The 16,985-nt window shown below is 62.4% G+C and carries 14 protein-coding genes; 13 read left to right on the forward strand and 1 reads right to left on the reverse strand.

Features of this window, described 5'->3' with window-relative positions; all coding sequences use genetic code 11:
• Nucleotides 1–71 precede the first annotated feature (71 nt).
• The 5 genes from AC0L2Z_RS00140 to AC0L2Z_RS00160 all read left to right on the forward strand — a co-directional run bounded on the left by AC0L2Z_RS00140 (nucleotide 72) and on the right by AC0L2Z_RS00160 (nucleotide 5,775).
• Complete coding sequence (locus AC0L2Z_RS00140; RefSeq protein WP_473626187.1) at nucleotides 72–1,259, forward strand: magnesium transporter; 1,188 nt, start codon at nucleotides 72–74, stop codon at nucleotides 1,257–1,259.
• 15 nt (nucleotides 1,260–1,274) lie between these two features.
• Nucleotides 1,275–1,442 carry a hypothetical protein gene (locus AC0L2Z_RS00145; RefSeq protein WP_023800410.1) on the forward strand — a complete coding sequence of 56 codons (168 nt, stop codon included), beginning with the start codon at nucleotides 1,275–1,277 and terminating at the stop codon, nucleotides 1,440–1,442.
• 329 nt (nucleotides 1,443–1,771) lie between these two features.
• Nucleotides 1,772–3,028 carry a tetratricopeptide repeat protein gene (locus tag AC0L2Z_RS00150; protein ID WP_473626188.1) on the forward strand — a complete coding sequence of 419 codons (1,257 nt, stop codon included), beginning with the start codon at nucleotides 1,772–1,774 and terminating at the stop codon, nucleotides 3,026–3,028.
• A 95-nt stretch (nucleotides 3,029–3,123) separates the two neighbouring features.
• Nucleotides 3,124–3,840, forward strand: a complete 717-nt coding sequence (locus AC0L2Z_RS00155) for a FecR domain-containing protein (RefSeq protein WP_027152473.1) — start codon at nucleotides 3,124–3,126, stop codon at nucleotides 3,838–3,840.
• A gap of 81 nt (nucleotides 3,841–3,921) precedes the next feature.
• Complete coding sequence (locus AC0L2Z_RS00160) at nucleotides 3,922–5,775, forward strand: CHASE2 domain-containing protein (RefSeq protein WP_473626190.1); 1,854 nt, start codon at nucleotides 3,922–3,924, stop codon at nucleotides 5,773–5,775.
• Nucleotides 5,776–5,789: 14 nt separating this feature from the next.
• Here the strand turns inward: AC0L2Z_RS00160 and AC0L2Z_RS00165 are convergent, their stop codons facing one another.
• Complete coding sequence (locus tag AC0L2Z_RS00165; RefSeq protein WP_091597394.1) at nucleotides 5,790–6,584, reverse strand: IclR family transcriptional regulator; 795 nt, start codon at nucleotides 6,582–6,584, stop codon at nucleotides 5,790–5,792.
• A 232-nt stretch (nucleotides 6,585–6,816) separates the two neighbouring features.
• On the opposite strand from AC0L2Z_RS00165, the gene AC0L2Z_RS00170 reads away from it, so the two are divergent.
• The 8 genes from AC0L2Z_RS00170 to AC0L2Z_RS00205 are packed head-to-tail and all read left to right on the forward strand — an operon-like array spanning nucleotide 6,817 to nucleotide 16,801.
• A complete protein-coding gene (locus tag AC0L2Z_RS00170; protein WP_473626191.1) occupies nucleotides 6,817–8,418 on the forward strand; it encodes an ABC transporter substrate-binding protein in 1,602 nt (533 codons plus the stop codon).
• A gap of 12 nt (nucleotides 8,419–8,430) precedes the next feature.
• Nucleotides 8,431–9,291: an alpha/beta hydrolase gene (locus tag AC0L2Z_RS00175; RefSeq protein WP_473626193.1), complete on the forward strand. Its 861-nt coding sequence runs from the start codon at nucleotides 8,431–8,433 to the stop codon at nucleotides 9,289–9,291.
• Nucleotides 9,288–10,898, forward strand: a complete 1,611-nt coding sequence (ggt, locus tag AC0L2Z_RS00180) for a gamma-glutamyltransferase (RefSeq protein ID WP_473626194.1) — start codon at nucleotides 9,288–9,290, stop codon at nucleotides 10,896–10,898. Before AC0L2Z_RS00175 ends, ggt begins: the two co-directional genes overlap by 4 nt.
• Nucleotides 10,899–10,956: 58 nt before the next feature.
• Nucleotides 10,957–11,934, forward strand: a complete 978-nt coding sequence (locus AC0L2Z_RS00185) for an ABC transporter permease (RefSeq protein WP_473626195.1) — start codon at nucleotides 10,957–10,959, stop codon at nucleotides 11,932–11,934.
• Nucleotide 11,935: 1 nt separating this feature from the next.
• Nucleotides 11,936–12,859, forward strand: a complete 924-nt coding sequence (locus AC0L2Z_RS00190; protein WP_473626196.1) for an ABC transporter permease — start codon at nucleotides 11,936–11,938, stop codon at nucleotides 12,857–12,859.
• The gene (locus AC0L2Z_RS00195) at nucleotides 12,856–13,818 is read left to right on the forward strand and encodes an ABC transporter ATP-binding protein (protein WP_473626197.1); all 963 of its coding nucleotides are present in this window, start codon (nucleotides 12,856–12,858) and stop codon (nucleotides 13,816–13,818) included. The genes AC0L2Z_RS00190 and AC0L2Z_RS00195 overlap by 4 nt, the downstream gene beginning before the upstream one ends.
• Nucleotides 13,819–13,874: 56 nt before the next feature.
• A complete protein-coding gene (locus AC0L2Z_RS00200; RefSeq protein WP_473626198.1) occupies nucleotides 13,875–14,870 on the forward strand; it encodes an ABC transporter ATP-binding protein in 996 nt (331 codons plus the stop codon).
• A gap of 20 nt (nucleotides 14,871–14,890) precedes the next feature.
• Entirely contained in the window at nucleotides 14,891–16,801 is a 1,911-nt protein-coding gene (locus tag AC0L2Z_RS00205; RefSeq protein WP_473626200.1) for a CocE/NonD family hydrolase, read from the forward strand.
• The last annotated feature ends 184 nt before the right edge of the window (nucleotides 16,802–16,985 follow it).

Consider the following 16,985-nt stretch of genomic DNA (forward strand, 5'->3'; position numbering starts at 1 on the left):
GTGCGCCTGGGCAGAGCGAAACGGTCCGGTCTATAAGCTCAGAGGCGCAACATTAGAGGTTGGGGGAACAGATGAGGGAAGAGAACGACATTCAGAAGTTGGTGCGCACGCTGCGTGCTCGAGCACCTGACGACGCGGCTGAATTGCTAGCCCGAGAGTCTCCCGAGTTAATCCGCGACGCACTAAAGTTGTTACCGGATAGGCACGCCCATAAGGTGGCGGAGTATTTGCCATCGCAAAGGAGGCCCATCAAATCTCATACCGACGGCAAGGATCTCGCGATCCCCGAGGCCATCGTCGAGCTGATGGACCCGATCCCCGCCAGCGTTGCTGTCGGGACCACGGTAGCCGCCGCTGTCGAAGCCGTCAGGCGCGCGCAGGTGCCGAGCGAGTTGACTTACCTCTACATCACGGACGAGGGCGATAGACTGGTTGGCCTAGTGGTCTTGCGCGATCTGATGCTGAGCGAGGCCGACGCGACGGTGGATCAGATTATGCTGGCAAGTCCGTTCGCCCTTCACGTCGATATGCATTTGAGCGAAGCCTGCAAGGCGGCGGTACGCCGTCACTACCCGGTCTATCCCGTGGTGGACGCGGAGAACCGGCTGCTCGGGCAGGTTCGCGGCTGGCGGCTGTTCGAGCAGCAAATCATCGAGATTTCTGCCCAGCCTGGCCAGATGGTGGGTGTCCAGAAGGAGGAGCGTTCTTTCACTCCGCTGTTTTCAGCCTTCTTGAAACGTCATCCGTGGCTGCAGCTCAACCTGCTGACGGCCTTCATAGCCGCTTTCGTGGTCGGCTCGTTCACAGGCACGATCGAGAAGATCGTCGCGTTGGCGGCGTTCCTCCCGGTGTTGGCCGGACAGAGCGGAAACACCGGCTGTCAGGCGCTGGCTATTACGCTGCGTGGCCTCGCCTTAGGGGATGTGGACAAACGACCGAAGCTGCATTTGGTGCTGAGGGAGGGAGCGCTCGGGATCGCCAACGGCTTGTGCGTCGGTCTGGTGGCGGCTGCGGCCATGTGGTTCTACGCTTCACGGCAGCCGGAGTCGGCATCCCAGGCGCCCATGCTGGCGCTTGTGATCCTGCTCGCCATGTCCGGATCGTGCCTCATGTCCGGGATCTCCGGCGTGCTGATCCCGTTGGGCCTGCGGCGGGTCGGCGCCGATCCGGCCGTGGCTTCCGCGATCTTCCTCACGACGGTGACCGATATTGTAGGCATGGGCCTGATGCTGGGACTGGCCACCATGCTCGTGCTGTAGGCACGCTCGACGGACGTGATCGCGGACGAGGACGTTGTTGCCTATGAAGTGACCTCGTCGGCGTTCAACAAGATAACAAAGGCTAAGCCGCACATCGCGCAGGCCGTCCTGAGAAGCATCGCCCGCCAGCTCTCTGAGCGCTTGCGCAACGCGGCGGAAGACCTTCGGATGAGCTCCATGTGACCCTGATGCGTCGTGCGGCGACCAGATACGTGGAGAATCGCGCAAACAATATTGATCTTGTCGGCTGCGCAATCCACCGCTGATTATGAGTTGGCTTAGTTGCCGTTTGTAGCGAATACTTGATGGAAGCCAAGCAACGCTGAGAAGATGTTTGACCAACCAGCGTAGGCGAAATGCGAATGAACGCGATAGTTTGTTGCGCAGCTGCAACAGCTGCTGAAGACTCGGAGGTTTCCTGACAGTTCTGTCGCTTTTTTTCGTGCAGGCGTGCTAGATCCGCTGCACTAGTCGGGTTGGGGTGGGTTCTCGGCATGCATTCCTCGTTTTCAATGATCTTCGGCTTCGCCGCGGCGCTGCTTTGTACCGGCATATTGCCGGCCGGCGCACAAGGTCTCTATCCGGCCTATGACGATGCGTTTTCGGCCCGCATTGCCAATCCGACCGACAACGGAGCGCTAGCTCAATTCGTCACAGTTGCCGTCAACGCAGGGCAGTACGATCAGGCGATCTCGTCGATCGAGCAGTATCTCATCAAACATCCTCGCGATGCGCGTGCCCGGCTCTCGGCCAGCCGGTTGTATTATCATGTCGGCTCCTATGAATTGGCCCGGCGGCAGGCGCAGTACGGCCTCGAGGTCGGGGACCTGTCCGCGGATGAGCAGCAGGAAGCCGTTCGCCTGCTCGCCCGCATCGAGCGCGCGTTACGTGGCGTCACCTGGGAAATCGCTCTGACTGGCGGCATGTTCAGCGCATCCACCGATTTTGAGCCGGGCGGGGCCGAAGACGACCGCACCTTGGTCTCGCCCTATGGGCGGGCGGAAGGCTTTATCCGATGGGATCTCGGGACGCCAAGTGCTGATGCACTTGTCCTCTCGGGCTCGCTGGCAGCGACAGAGCGCTTTTTCACCAAAGACCTGTCGGTTCCCGGTGCCGAGGAGACTTTTATCCACGGGAACGCCGCCATTACCTTGGACAAGGGACTGCCCAACAGCGGGATCGATTCGCTACGGCTGCTACTTTCCGCGTTCGCCGTCACAGATCGCTTCGACAGCGACGTTCACGAGACCGGCGTCGGTCTAAGTGGGCGCTTCCTCGTGCGCCCCACCGTCGAGACGACGCTTTTTGCAGGTGCCGGCTACATCGATCTAAGCAGCTCGAAAGGCATCTTCGCCGATAGCAGGGTCTTCTACGAGGCAGGCGGCAGCTACCGCTTCCGCAATGGCCAGGCGCTCGGACTGCGCCTGGTCGGCTCGACTGACTTCGCCTCCGGAGCTGGCGAAATCGGCCGCAGCTACATGGGAGAGGTCCGCTACGGCGGCGTGGTGATGGAAGTACCGGACCTTTTCGCATGGTCTCACCAGGTCGCCGTCTCGGCCGGCCACAGCGACACTCCCGACTTGTCCGTCGGCATCGGCACGAACATCCAGAGCGACTTCTGGCGCATTGCCTCGGAAAGCGATTTTCAGCTCACTGAATGGCAGAAGGTCAGTGTCGATCTCGCTTATCGCGAAACCGACTTCGAGATCGCCAGCGGCGACCGAGATTCATTCGAATTGCTCGTGAGCTACACGTTGACACTCAACTGAAAGAGGCCGCGATGAGGACCCTGTATCGTCAGATAGCCGCTTGTATCGCCTGCCTTGCCTTTGCGGCACCATCTGGCGCTGAAACGGTTGGGTCCATGACGGCCTACCAGACCAACATCATCCGCAATCACGGCGAGGCGATGAACGTCGGCGCTGGCGTCGAACTCGGCGACCAGCTGCGCAGCAATATCACCGGTCTCGGAATGCTCGTGTTCCGGGACGAGTCGAGCGCCAAGATTGGTCCGAACACCAGCCTGACGATCGATGAATTCGTCTACAATCCGGGGTCCCGATCAGGAAAGATCGACATCAGGATGAACAGCGGCCTGGCCCGTTTCTACGGCGGCCAGGTTTCGAAAGGCGGCGACATGCAAGTTGCGACGCCACACATGGTGCTCGGAGCCAGAGGTGGCATCATTGAGGTGCTTGTGATTGCTGGTCAGACCGTCGGCATACTGCGCGCCGGCCGCATGACCTGCATGATGAATGGTCGCAAGCTCGTGATCACAAACCCGGGCCACGCCTGCACGTCGGACAATGACAAACTGCTGACGGGCTACGGCGGTATCGACGCGTTCCCGATTTTGGACAGCATCGATCGAATAGCCGGCACCGGCCTGCCAGGCGAACCGGGTCCGGGGCTGAACGTAAGCGCGATTTGTGCGTCAGCACTCGGCAATTCGCTCAAAGCCTGCAAGTCCACCGACGGCGCATTGCCCGGCGTGGCCATGGAGTTCCCTGACAGCCCAACGCCCCCTGTAGGCAGTGGGGTGGATGATGAGGATGATGACTGCTTTCCCGACTGCCGGTAAGGCTGGCCGAGCGGCATGAGCCCCTCGCTTGATTGGCGGCGGGCTGCCAGGCGGAAAATACCTGGTCTTGCGGTCGTACTCTTGCTGCTCGCTTGCCATTTTGCTTTCGACGGGCCGCTGTCGCGCCTGCGCGAGCGCACGTACGACCTCTACCAGTCCCTCGCTCCGCGCCAGGCCACGAGCAATCCTGTTGTCATTGTCTCGATAGACGACGCGAGCCTTAAGGCATATGGGCGATGGCCTTGGAACCGTGGCCTTTTGGCCGATCTGGTCGATGGTGTCGCCGAGTCCGGTGCCGCGGTGATCGGGCTTGCGCTGGTGCTGCCCGAGGCTGATATCTCTCCTGATGGCATCGCTGGAGACAAGCGCCTCGCCAGCGCACTGGCGAAAAATCGAACGGCGCTCGCCGTCAGCCTGGGCAACGAGGTGACGGTTTCAGAAGCAGAGCCCAAAGCCGGCTGGTCGATCGTCGGGCAGGTACCCGAGACGCTTCCTGGCTTCACCGGTCTGACAGGCTCCCTTCCTGATTTCTCGAGCGCCGCTGCAGGCCTCGGCGTAATTCGCACTTTGCCCGATCCCGACGGCGTACTACGCCATGTGCCGCTGCTCTGGCTCCGAAATACGGCTCAAGGCGTGCAGCTCTGGCCGTCGTTCTCGCTCGAACTCCTGCGCCTCTACGCCGGAGAGAACGGCTACGTAGCTCGGATGAATGTCGCCGGGTTTGACGCGCTCAGGATGGCCGGGACCATTGTGCCACTTGAGCCGCAGGGCAGCATCCGCCTCTGGGAAACCGACACCAATACGCCGCGCATATCTGCCAGTAATATCCTTTCGGGTCGCGGCGATCCGCTGCTGCGGAACGCGATCGCCATTGTTGATCTGTCAGCCGTGGGATTGACGCAGTATCTGCCCACCCCGGCGCGTCCGGCGCGACCAGGCGTCGACATCCACGCTGATGCAATCGGCCAGATGCTTGCCGCGCGCTATCTTGTAGAGCCAACGCAAGCGCGTACGCTGGAGCGGATGTGGTTGGCCCTCAGTGGCATCGTTTTCATCGGACTTTCGGGAGTGCTCGCCCAGCGTGTCATGCTTGGCGCCCTCGCTCTGGCGCTCCTGGCTGCCACGCCCTTCGCGTTCGGCGCTCTCGAATACAGCCTGCAGGGTAACCTCTATGACCCACTGCAGCCGGCGCTTGCGACGATCGTCGTAGCTGGCTTCGAAGGCTATGCCCTCTACAGGCGCAGCGAGCAGCGCCGGTCCACTCTGGCCCGGCAGTTTTCGCAATTTCTGTCGCCCTCCGTGGTGCAACGCCTCGCAAATTCGGATACCGAAGCGATCCTGTCCGGAGAGAAGCGCGAGATCACAATCCTGCTGAGTGACATACGCGGCTTCACGGCGATGAGCGAACAACTCGATGCCCAAGAAATCGGAAAGGTGGTCAATCACTTCCTCGGCCTTGCGACCGATGAGATACTCAAGCGCGACGGGACCATCGATAAGTTCATGGGCGATGCCGTGCTAGCCTTCTGGAACGCGCCGCTTGATCAGCCAGATCATCGTGAGCGCGCGCTCGAAGCCGGGCTCGCCCTGATCGAACGGGTGAAGCGCGAAAACGCCGCGTTCACCGCGCGCGGGCACCCCCCTATCGAAATCGGCGTCGCCATCGAGACTGGCATCTGCTCCGTAGGGAATTTCGGCTCCGAACGGCGCTTCGATTACACCGCGATCGGCTCGCCGGTGAACCGCACGGCACGGCTCGAGTCAACGACCAAAAAGCTGAGCATCCCCCTGGTGCTTGGTCCCGGATTTGCCCAAGGAGCATCGATGCCGGTTGTCCAGGCGGGCGCCTTCGAACTCCAAGGCTTCAAGGGCGAGGTGCCGGTTTTCACCGTTCCGGAGATACACCCCTCGTCGCAATCTGCCGAGGCAGTGTGATGCTTGGCACCAGTTCAACTCGCTATGTCATTGGCAGCCGGCGAGCGGAAGCCAAGGGCGGCGGAAATACGATGGGCGGCCCGGGCCACCATGTCGCCCAGTTCGCTTATACGCTCTTCCGGCACCCGGTTTTCCGGGGCAGCGATGTTCAGCGCCGCGATTATCTTACCCGGCGCCACGAACACCGGTGCGGTGATCGAAATCAGATCGTCGTTGATCTCGCCGCGACTGACGAAAAACTTCGCCTTGCGGATTTGCTCGAGCCCGCCCCTAAGAAGCCGAGGATCGGTCACCGTTTTCTTGGTGAAGCGCTTCAACGGGCCGGAAAGAATGGCCTCGCGCTCCTCATCACCCATATGGGCCAGGAACGCCTTGCTCGAACCGGCATGTAGCGGACGCCGCCGGCCGACAATCGCATTGACGCGAAGGTCCCGCTTCGGCTCCCATTTGGCGACGCAAAGGCTTTCCTGGTCATCGCGGATCCGCAACTGGGTGGTTTCGCCGATCTTCTGACCGAGTTCTTCCAGAACAGGGTTTGCTATGCGGATCAGGTCCATCTGTTCGCTGGCGGCGTGGCCCAGCATCAATGCAGCGAGGCCGAGGCGATAGCCTTTTCCATCCGATGATCGCGCCAGCAAGCCGCGCCGCACCAGCGTCTGCAAAAGCCGGAAAGCGCGCGCCTTGCTGTCGCCGGAACGCCGCGCGATTTCGGAAACGCCAAGATCTGCCTCGCCGGCCACAGTCTGCAACAAACTGATCGCGCGATCGACGGAATCGACCGTGTACCGGGTATCTGCTTGATCGGTCATTTCTCACTTCCTCGCCAAAGCGTCTCGTGCAGAAGGTTAAACGAGAAAATTTGTATCGTCTAGTGAAACGGTGGTTTATCTGTGTTGACAAATAGTGAAGCTTTCGTTTCACTCGCTGTCAGGAAGGAGGCCGGCACCATCAGCGGATCCCAAGCTGGGCTCGATCATGGCAAGCGGCAGCGGAAAAGAACTCCTCCGATGGAACTATCCAGAGTGGACACGGAGAAAACTAATGATGAACCGGACAATATCGCGCCGTGCACTGATGCAATGGGCGCTCGGCGGTGCCGCCGTCTTGCAAGGCATTAGCTTGACGGGGCTGGCCCAGGCAGCGGCAACCGGCCAATTGCGGATCGGCATGGCTGCTCCGCCGACGACGCTAGACCCGCATCTGAAGAGCAATGCGCCGAACAACGCGCTTGCCACCCATATCTACGACACGCTTGTCACCAACGACGAAAAGTCGATCTCCAGACCGGGGCTGGCGACGGCCTGGCGCGCGGTCGATGACACCCATTGGGAGTTCGACCTGCGCCCAGACGTGCGCTTCAGCGACGGTGAGCCGCTCACCGTAGACGACATCGTCGTCTCATTCGACCGGGCCAACACCATCGACAGCACGGCGTCGTTCCGGACCTACACGCGCAACATCAAGTCGATCACCTCGCCCCAAACCGGCAAGCTTCTCATCGAAACCAAGCAGCCGGAGCCGCTTCTGCCCAATTCGCTCAGTCGCATTCGCATCATCCGCGCCAAGTTCAAGGATACCCCGAGCGATCAGTTCAACAACGGCACCGCGGCGATCGGAACTGGCCCCTATGTGCTGAAGGAATATGTTTCCGGCAACCGTGTCGCGCTTTCCGCCAATCCCAACTACTGGGGACCGAGGCCTACTTTGCCGGACGTCGAGCTCCGCATCGTCACCGATGCCGGCGCGCGGCTTGCCAACCTGCTCGCCGGCGATCTCGATCTCGTCGAACAGGTGCCCTACGAGGGTGTTGCCCGCGTCGAACAAGACGAGCGCTTTCACATCATCCGCGGCGTATCGAGCCGGGTGGTCTTCTTCTCGCTGGACACGTTCAGGGACGTGACGCCCTTCATCAGCGGCAAGGATGGCAAGCCGCTCGACCGCAACCCGCTGAAGGATCTGCGTGTGCGGCAGGCGCTGTCCATGGCGATCGACCGCAGCGCCATTGTCGAGCGCTTGATGCAGGGCAATGCCATTGTCGCTTCACAGTTTCTGCCCGCCGGCGCCCCGGGCACCTCGGCTGCTATCAAACCCGTTCCATTCGACGCTGCAAAAGCCACGGCCCTGCTTGCCGAGGCCGGCTACCCCGATGGCTTCCGGCTGACGATCCACGGGCCCAATGATCGTATCGTCAACGATTCGAAGATCGTGCAGGCCGTGGCCCAGATGTTCTCTCGCATTGGCCTGGAAGTCAGCGTCGAGGTCATGCCCTGGTCGGTTTATGCCGACAAGGCGGATGCCCATGAGTTCAGCGTCAATCTGGACTCCTGGGGCGTCAACACAGGCGAAACCTCGAACCCGATGACAGCTCTGGTCGCGACGCAGAATCCGGACGCCGGTATGGGCATCGCCAATTCGGGCCGCTACTCCAATCCCGATCTCGATGCCAAACTGGCTGTGACGAAGCGGATGCTGGACGACACCAAACGCGAAATGATGCTCTCGGAGCTCAGCGACATCGTCTTCAACGACGTCGCCCTGATTCCGCTGCACCATGAGGTTCTCGTCGTGGCTGCCCGAAAGGACCTTCAGTTCACGACGCGGGCCGACCAGTATACGCTGGCCATGAACGCCAAGATTGTCTGAGGAGGTGTAGACTTGACGAGCATCGCCACGGGATCTGTTGCGGATCGCGGTCGCGCTACATACGATCTTGGCGCGACCGCCATCTTTGCTTCCAAATCGGACCCACGCTTCCACTATTGCCTGTATGTACCGCCCGCGGTTGGGGAAGGCGCCCAAGTCGACCTGCTGGTGGCCGTCCATGGTACCGGCCGCACCTCGTTCCTGGGTTTCCGTGATGCGTTCGCCGAGTTCGGACGCTGGAACGACTGCGCCATTTTGTGCCCGGTGTTTCCAATGGGCGTTCTCGGCGACGATGCCCGCAGCGGATACAAATACATGATCGAGGGCGACATCCGCTACGATCAGGTGCTGCTCGCGATAGTCGAGGAAGTCGTCGCGAAATACCGTCAGGACTGGACCCGCTTCGCTATGTTCGGATTTTCCGGCGGCGGGCATTTCACCCATCGCTTCGCCATCCTTCATCCCGACAGGCTATGGGCGGCGTCGATCGGCGCACCGGGATCGGTGACCCTGCTCGATCCCACGCGGGACTGGTGGGTGGGCATTCGCGACCTGCCGGAGAAGTTCGGCATCACCTTCGACGCCGCAGCGCTGGCAAAAGTGCCTGTCCAGATGATCGTCGGCGATGCCGACCTGGAGACCTGGGAGATCACGCATGTCCAAGGCAGCGCGCATTGGATGCCGGGCGCCAACGATGCAGGACAAACGAGGCCGGAACGCCTCAGCACGTTGTGTCGATCGTTCGAGGAAGCGGGTGCGCGCGTACGCTTTGATTTGCTGCCCGGGGTAGCCCACGAACGCGACGCGGTTCTCGATCCAGTCAAGGATTTCCTGGCCCAGGCGCTCAAGGAACGACGGAACGCATCAAGATGAATGCAATGATCGTTGCGCCGCAGCCGGAGGCGGTCGAGGCGGGCGCGCTGGTGCTCAAACGCGGCGGCAACGCCGTCGATGCGGCGATCGCCTGCGCTTTCATGCAAGGCGTCGTCGACCCTCAAATGGCCGGCATCGGGGGCTTTGGCTCGATGCAGGTCTATATGCCGCGACGCGGCGTGCAGGAGGTGCTAGAATTCTACGCTAGGGCGCCGCTCAAAGCGTCGCCTGAAATGTGGAGCGACTTTCTGGTCGGCCAGTCGCGCGACGGCTTCGCCTTTCTGCTGGAAGGCGGCATCAGCGAGATCGGCTATCTCGCCGTCTGCACGCCGGGCAGTGTCAAGGGCTATGCCGAGGCGCTGGCGAGATACGGCACTTTTGAATGGGCCGACGTCGTCGCACCCGCCGCCAAGCAGGCGAGGCGCGGCTTTATGGTCCGCCCGCATGTCCATTGGTATTGGGCCCAGGACGGCGTAGATACCGGCGAAGTGCGGACCCTTGACAAGCTGCGCTTCAGCAACACGGGGCGCGCCATCTATTTTCGCCCGGACGGCGCGGTCAAGCTGCCAGGCGACGTCGTCGTCAACACCGACCTCGCCCAAACGCTCGAGCGCATCGCGGCCGCCGGTCCGGACATTTTCTACAAGGGCGAGATCGCCGAAGAGATCGCCGCCGACATGGCCGCCAACGGCGGCCTTATCGGGAAGGATGATCTGGCGCGCTATGAGCTATCCACCGCGCAACCGCTCTGGGGCGAGTATCGTGGCTACGATATTGCGACCAGCCCGCCGCCCGCCAGCGGCATATCCATGCTGCAATTGCTCCACATCCTCGAGCATTTTGATGTCGGAGCCATGGAGCATGACGGTGCCGAGCACATCGTCCTGCTGGCGGAGGCGATGAAGCGCATGACCATCGACAAGGACCGCCATCTCGGCGATCCTGCCTATGTCGACGTGCCGGTCGCGCGGCTGCTGTCCCGCGACTATTGCAGCGGGCTCGCCGCCGAGATCAAGGCCGGGCTGCGCGCCAGGATCGAGCGCGTCGATGACCGGTCGCCGCGCGACACGACCCATATTTCGGTGGTCGACCGTGAGGGCAATGCCGTCGCCTTGACCCACACGCTGGGCAGTCCCTCGGGGGCGATCACCGATGGCCTGGGATTCATGTACAACGGAACGATGAGCCGCTTCGACCCAAGGCCGGGCCGGGCCGGATCGCTGGCTCCCGGCAAGCGGCGGGCCAGCTCTGCGGCGCCCACAATCGTATTCAAGGACGACCGGCCGGTGATCGTCATGGGAGCGCCCGGCGGCAGCTATATCGCGCCGTCTATGGCGCAGGGGCTGATGAATCTCATTGATTTCGATATGAGCATGTCGGAAGCGGTGGCCGCTCCGAGGATCGTGGCGGTGTCGAACACAATCGACGTCTCCAATCGCATTCCGCGCTATGTCACTGAAGAAATCGAGGGCCGGGGCTACGAGGTGAAGCGCTCCTGGCAAAGTTATGCTTTTGCCGCGCTCCACGGCATCCAGATCGAAGACGGAATTTGCCGCGGCGGCGCCGATCCGCAGCGCGACGGCATGGCGATGGCGGTGCCGGCGTGATGTGCCGCGCACAGACGACCGGCGACCCTTTCCGGCAATCAGGCTGCGGAGCGATGCCATGACCGCAGCCGTCGCGCGCCGGCTGCTCCAGGCCGTGATGGTCATGTTCGCCATGACGGTTATCGTCTTCATCGCGATCAACGTCATCGGCGACCCCGTCGACATTTTGATCTCGCCCGACGCCGATCAGATCGAGCGCGCGCGCGTCGTCCAGGCACTCGGGCTCGACCTGCCGCTTTGGCAGCAGTACCTCCGCTTCCTCTGGGCAGCGCTGCATGGCGACCTTGGCGAGAGCTACGTCTACAACGAGCCGGCGATCAGGGTGATCCTGCAGCGACTGCCGGCAACACTCGAACTGGCCGTCTCTGCCATCCTCATTGCCATCGTCGTCGGCGTGCCGCTCGGGCTTTATGCCGGACTGCGGCCGGATAGCATCTTGAGCCGCGTCATCATGACCGTCAGCATCCTCGGCTTCTCGTTGCCGACCTTCTGGGTCGGGCTAGTGCTGATCATGTTTTTCGGCGTGCAGCTCGGCTGGTTGCCGAGCGGCGGGCGCGGCCAGACCGCCGAACTGTTCGGCGTCCAATGGGCGTTCCTGACCAAAGACGGCCTTGCCCACCTGATCCTGCCGGCGGTGAACCTCGCCTTGTTTGACGTCTGCCTCATTCTGCGCCTGACGCGCGCCGGCGTCGCCGAAGTCCTGCCGCTCGATTTCGTCAAGTTCGCGCGGGCCAAGGGCCTCAGGGAAACGCGCGTGATCGGCGTCCACGTCTCGAAGAACATCATGATCCCGGTGGTGACCATCATCGGCCTGGAATTCGGCTCTATCGTCGCCTTCTCGGTCGTCACCGAAAGCGTGTTCAGCTGGCCTGGCATGGGCAAGTTGATCATCGACAGCATCAACGTGCTCGACCGTCCGATCATCACCGCATACCTGATGGCGATCGTCGCCTTCTTCGTCATCATCAATCTCGTCGTCGACCTGACCTATACGGCACTCGACCCGCGGGTGCGGCTCCAGGGCGAGGGACCGTGACATGAGCGTCGACACCTTGCCGCCACCGATGCCTATCGAGGCCGAGAAGGGTGAAGAGGCGCCGTTTCGAGTGCTCGTGCGGGCATTCTTCCGCTCGCCTGCCGCCATTGCCGGTTTCGTGCTGCTGACCGCGATCATCGGGCTGGCGCTGCTCGCGCCGCTTATAGCGCCGCAAAATCCCTACGACCTCAACCAGCTCGACATCATGGACAGCCGCCTGCCGCCCGGCTCGCAATCGATGACGGGCATGATTTTCTGGCTCGGCACCGACGACCAGGGCCGTGACATGCTTTCCGGCATCATCTACGGTCTGCGCATATCGCTCGGCGTCGGCGTCAGCTCGGCACTTTTCGCCGCCCTGTTCGGGGCCTCTTTAGGCCTGCTCGCCGCCTATGTCGGCGGTCGGACCGAGACGGCGATCATGCGCATCGTCGATCTGCAACTCTCCTTCCCCTCCATTCTCGTTGCACTGATGATCCTCGCCTTTCTCGGCAAGGGAATCCTCAACGTCGTACTCGCTCTGGTGATCGTCGAATGGGCGACTTATGCACGTGCCGCGCGCGGCACGGCGCTGGTGGAGCGGCGCAAGGAATACATGGAGGCGGCAGAGTCGCTCGCCATTACGCGATGGCGCATCCTGTTCGTCCATCTTCTGCCCAACTGCCTGCCGCCGCTGATCGTGATCGCGACGGTGCAGGTGGCGCGCGCCATCTCGCTGGAGGCGACCTTGTCCTTCCTTGGCCTCGGTGTGCCGATCACCGAGCCCAGTCTCGGCCTGCTGGTCGCCAACGGCTATCAGTACATGCTCTCCGGCATGACGTGGATCAGTTTCTATCCCGGCGTGGCGCTGCTGATTACCGTGGTTGCGATCAACCTCGTAGGTGATCGGCTCCGCGACGTGCTCAACCCGCGGGGGCGCGAATGAATGCGACCGTGCTCGAAGTCCGCGATCTCAGGACCCATTTCGGACAAGCAAAAGCCGTCGACGGTGTCTCGTTCAGCGTCGCGCGCGGCGAGGTTCTGGGTCTCGTCGGTGAAAGCGGGTCCGGCAAATCGGTCACCGGCTTTTCCATCATCGGCCTTGTCGATCCGCCAGGCACGATCGTCGGCGGCCAGATCGTCTTCGACGGCCGCGACATCACCCGCTCCAGCCGCGAGGAGATGCGAGCGCTGCGCGGGCGCCGCATGGCGATGATCTTCCAGGATCCGATGATGACGCTGAACCCGGTCCTGCGCATCGACACGCAGATGATCGAGGCGGTGCAGGCGCATGAAAACGTCTCGCGCATGGACGCCAGGGCGCGGGCGCGCGACGCGCTCGGCATGGTCGGGATCCCGAGTCCGGATGAGCGGCTGCAGGCCTATCCGCATCAGTTTTCCGGCGGCATGCGCCAGCGCGTCGTTATCGCTATTGCGCTGCTGCACCGGCCGGACTTCATCATCGCCGACGAGCCGACCACCGCGCTCGATGTGACGATCCAGGCACAGATTCTCGCCGAGATGCAAAAGCTCGTGGCGCAGAACAACACGTCGCTGATCTGGATCACGCATGATCTCGCCGTCGTCTCGCGGCTCGCCGACCGGATCGCCGTGATGTATGCGGGCCGCATCGTCGAATCCGGCCCGGTGTCGGACGGTCTCGCCCGTCCGTTGCACCCTTATACCGCCGGTCTGATCGACTCCGTTCCCAGCCGCAACCGGCGTGGCGAGCGGCTTCGGCAGATCCCGGGAATGGCGCCCAGTGTTGCGCGGCTGCCGGCCGGATGCGCTTTCGCCCCGCGCTGCGCGCGCGCCGACGCGGCGTGTGCCCAGGCGGTGCCTCTGCTCACTGCTGGCCCGCGCGAGCACCGCTGCGTTCATCCCTTGCCGGAGTTCCGCGTATGATCCCCTCCACTCCGGTTGCGGCAGACATTCAAAGCTCCTCAGCGGGTTCTAGCGGGATGGCGCCGCTGATCGAGCTGAACGAGATTTCTCACAGCTTCGGCACGCGGCCGGATCTCGCGGCCCGTTTGGCGATCTCGTTCAAACTCGCCAAACCGACGGCAAGCGTGCAGGCGATTGACGGTGTCAGCCTCGCCGTTCGCAGGGGCGAGGTTCTGGGCCTCGTTGGCGAGTCGGGATGCGGCAAGTCCACACTGGGCCGGATCGTCGCCGGCATCGTGGCGCCCAGCAAGGGATCGGTATCATGGCGCGGCAAGGACTTGAAGGCGCTTCCGCCGCTCGAACGGCGTGAGGCCAAGCTGCGCGTGCAGATGATATTCCAGAATCCCTACGCCTCGCTCAATCCGCGCCGCAAAGCGGCCGATATCGTCAGCGAGGCGCCGCGCGTACACGGGCTGGTTGAGGGCGACCTCGGTACCTTTGTCGATCAACAGTTCCGGCGTGCCGGTCTCGATCCGGCGCTAAAACACCGCTTTCCGCATCAGTTCAGCGGCGGCCAGCGCCAGCGGATCGGCATTGCGCGCGCGCTCGCCGTGCAGCCGGAATTTCTCGTCTGCGATGAGGCCGTTGCCGCTTTGGACGTCTCGATCCAGGCGCAAATCCTCAATCTCTTCATGGACCTGCGCGAGAGGCTGAACCTCACTTACTTGTTCATCAGCCACGATCTCGGAGTGGTCGAGCACATCTCCGATCGGGTGGCGATCATGTATCTCGGCCGCATTGTCGAAGAGGCTCCGGCCGAGGAGATCTTTGCACGGGCCAACCATCCCTACACGCAGGCGCTTCTCGCCGAGGTGCCGCGGATCGAAACCACCAAACGCGGCTTTGCCGCGATCAAGGGTGAATTGCCGAGCCCGCTCTCGCCGCCGACCGGATGTCATTTCCACCCGCGCTGCCCGCACGCGATGCCTCGTTGCCGCACCGAAGCGCCCCGACTGAAGGTGGTTGCTGCCGGACACAAGAGCGCATGCCACCTCAATGACGCCGCCGCCTGAACGCCTTGGAATTTTTAGAGATGACCGACCTCCAGGCGTTCCAGTCCGTGACCGATGACATGGTCCTCTGCCGCGATATCATGGTGACGATGCGCGATGGGGTAAGACTGGCGACCGACGTCTACCGACCGGCAAGGGGAGGCCGCGCGCTGGACCGGCCAGCTCCCGTCATCGTTGAGCGGACGCCTTATGGCAAGGCGATGGCGTCGCGCGCTGAGCTCGAGGTCGGCATGACCGAACCGATGGCTCGCGCGACGGTCGCCGAGCAATTCGTGCGCCATGGCTACATCGTCGTCTACCAGGACTGCCGCGGCCGCTACGGCTCGGAAGGCGAGTTCGTCAAATATCGCTCCGAAGGTCCGGACGGCTACGACACGCTTGCATGGATCGCAGCCCAGCCCTGGTGCAATGGCCGGATCGGCACCATGGGCCTTTCCTATGCTGCGCATACCCAAATGGCGGCGGCGTGCCTTGCGCCGTCCGCTCTTGCAACCATGATCCTCGATTCCGGCGGGTTCTCTAACGCATTCACCTGCGGCATTCGCCAAGGCGGCGCATTCGAGCTGAAACAGGCGACTTGGGCCTATCGGGAAGCTCGCGAGAGCGCCGTTGCCGCCGGCGACGAGCTTGCCCTAAAGGCGCTCGAAGCGGAAAACCTGCATCGCTGGTTCGGCAAAATGCCGTGGTCGGAGGGCCGTTCGCCGCTCCGCTGGGCTCCTGAATACGAGGCCTATCTGCTCGAGCAGTGGCGGCACGAGACATTCGACGGTTTCTGGAAGCAGGTCGGCATTCATGCGGCGGGCTTCTACGACGATATTCCCAACATTCCGATCGCCCTGATGTCGAGCTGGTTCGACGTCTATGTCCCGACGACGTTCGAGAATTTGGCTGGCCTTGCCCGAAACGCGAAACGGCCGCTCGCCTTGATCATGGGTCCGGGCTTGCACGGCGACCGCAATCTGACCTTTGCCGGCGACGTCGATTTCGGACCGAACGCTCCGCTCGGCGGCAATGTGGCGGCAAGCTGGCTGGAGTTTCGTCGCCGTTGGTTCGATCGCTGGCTGAAGAGCGGGTTGGAGGACGATCTCGACGAGGAGCCGATCCGTCTTTTTGTCATGGGCGGGGGAAAGGGCACGAAAAATGAAACGGGCCGTCTCGATCACGGCGGGCGCTGGATCAAAGGCAAGCGGTGGCCGCTGCCGAACGTGACGGAGCAAAGCTATTATCTGCACCCCAACGGCAGGCTCTCGGAGGTCTTTCCTGCGCCCGACGCCGTCGCGCTGAGCTATGATTTCGATCCCGCCGATCCGGTCCCGACCATCGGCGGCGCGCTGACCAGCGGTCAGCCGATCTTCGCCGGCGGCGGCTTCGACCAGAGAGAGGACAAGAGGTTCTTCGGCTGCCGCAATTTCGGCTTGCCGCTTTCCGCCCGTCTCGATGTCCTCTCCTTTGAGACCGAGCCGCTTGCCGACGATTTGACCGTGCTCGGACGGGTAGAGGTGGAGCTCTGGGCGGCGACCGATGCACCCGACACCGACTTCACGGCGAAACTGATCGACGTCTATCCACCGAGCGCCGACTATCCGACGGGCTTTGCCCTGAACCTGACCGATGGGATTTTCCGCTGCCGCTTCCGGCGTTCATTCGAAAGAGCCGAGCTCGTGAAACCTGGCGAGATCATGCGGCTTCACATCGAGCTGTTTGCGACCGCCAATCTGTTCCGTGCCGGCCATCGGCTGCGGCTGGACATCTCTTCGAGCAATTTTCCGAAGTTCGACGTCAATCCGAACACCGGTGCGCCGGCGGGGCTCGGCCGTAGCCGGCAAGTGGCGCGCAACACGGTTTTTCTCGATAGAGCGCGGCCATCGAGGCTAATCGCGGAGAGATTGGGGGCACAATCGGGCGGCTCCTTTTCGGCAGAGCTCGCTTGAGCGGACATCCTCTCTTTGATATTGCGGCTCCCTCACGGTCCCCTCCGTTCGTCCAGATCACGGTGAACGTGCCTTGAAATTATTTTTCGCCCGGTGGCTGCGAGTCTGCGCGCTACGGGAATTGCCAACTTGCTGAATATTCTGGCAGGAAAGAGTAGGGAATCTGCGCTTTTGCATATGTTTT

It is taken from the genome of Mesorhizobium sp. WSM4850 (assembly GCF_055811735.1).

Coding starts and splice junctions, on each gene's coding strand:
- AC0L2Z_RS00170 (WP_473626191.1), top strand. CDS start 6,817: ATGATGAACCGGACAATATCGCGCCGTGCACTGATGCAATGGGCGCTC.
- AC0L2Z_RS00165 (WP_091597394.1), bottom strand. CDS start 6,584: ATGACCGATCAAGCAGATACCCGGTACACGGTCGATTCCGTCGATCGC.
- AC0L2Z_RS00150 (WP_473626188.1), top strand. CDS start 1,772: ATGATCTTCGGCTTCGCCGCGGCGCTGCTTTGTACCGGCATATTGCCG.
- AC0L2Z_RS00140 (WP_473626187.1), top strand. CDS start 72: ATGAGGGAAGAGAACGACATTCAGAAGTTGGTGCGCACGCTGCGTGCT.
- AC0L2Z_RS00205 (WP_473626200.1), top strand. CDS start 14,891: ATGACCGACCTCCAGGCGTTCCAGTCCGTGACCGATGACATGGTCCTC.
- AC0L2Z_RS00185 (WP_473626195.1), top strand. CDS start 10,957: ATGACCGCAGCCGTCGCGCGCCGGCTGCTCCAGGCCGTGATGGTCATG.
- AC0L2Z_RS00155 (WP_027152473.1), top strand. CDS start 3,124: ATGACGGCCTACCAGACCAACATCATCCGCAATCACGGCGAGGCGATG.
- AC0L2Z_RS00195 (WP_473626197.1), top strand. CDS start 12,856: ATGAATGCGACCGTGCTCGAAGTCCGCGATCTCAGGACCCATTTCGGA.
- AC0L2Z_RS00200 (WP_473626198.1), top strand. CDS start 13,875: ATGGCGCCGCTGATCGAGCTGAACGAGATTTCTCACAGCTTCGGCACG.
- AC0L2Z_RS00190 (WP_473626196.1), top strand. CDS start 11,936: ATGAGCGTCGACACCTTGCCGCCACCGATGCCTATCGAGGCCGAGAAG.
- ggt (WP_473626194.1), top strand. CDS start 9,288: ATGAATGCAATGATCGTTGCGCCGCAGCCGGAGGCGGTCGAGGCGGGC.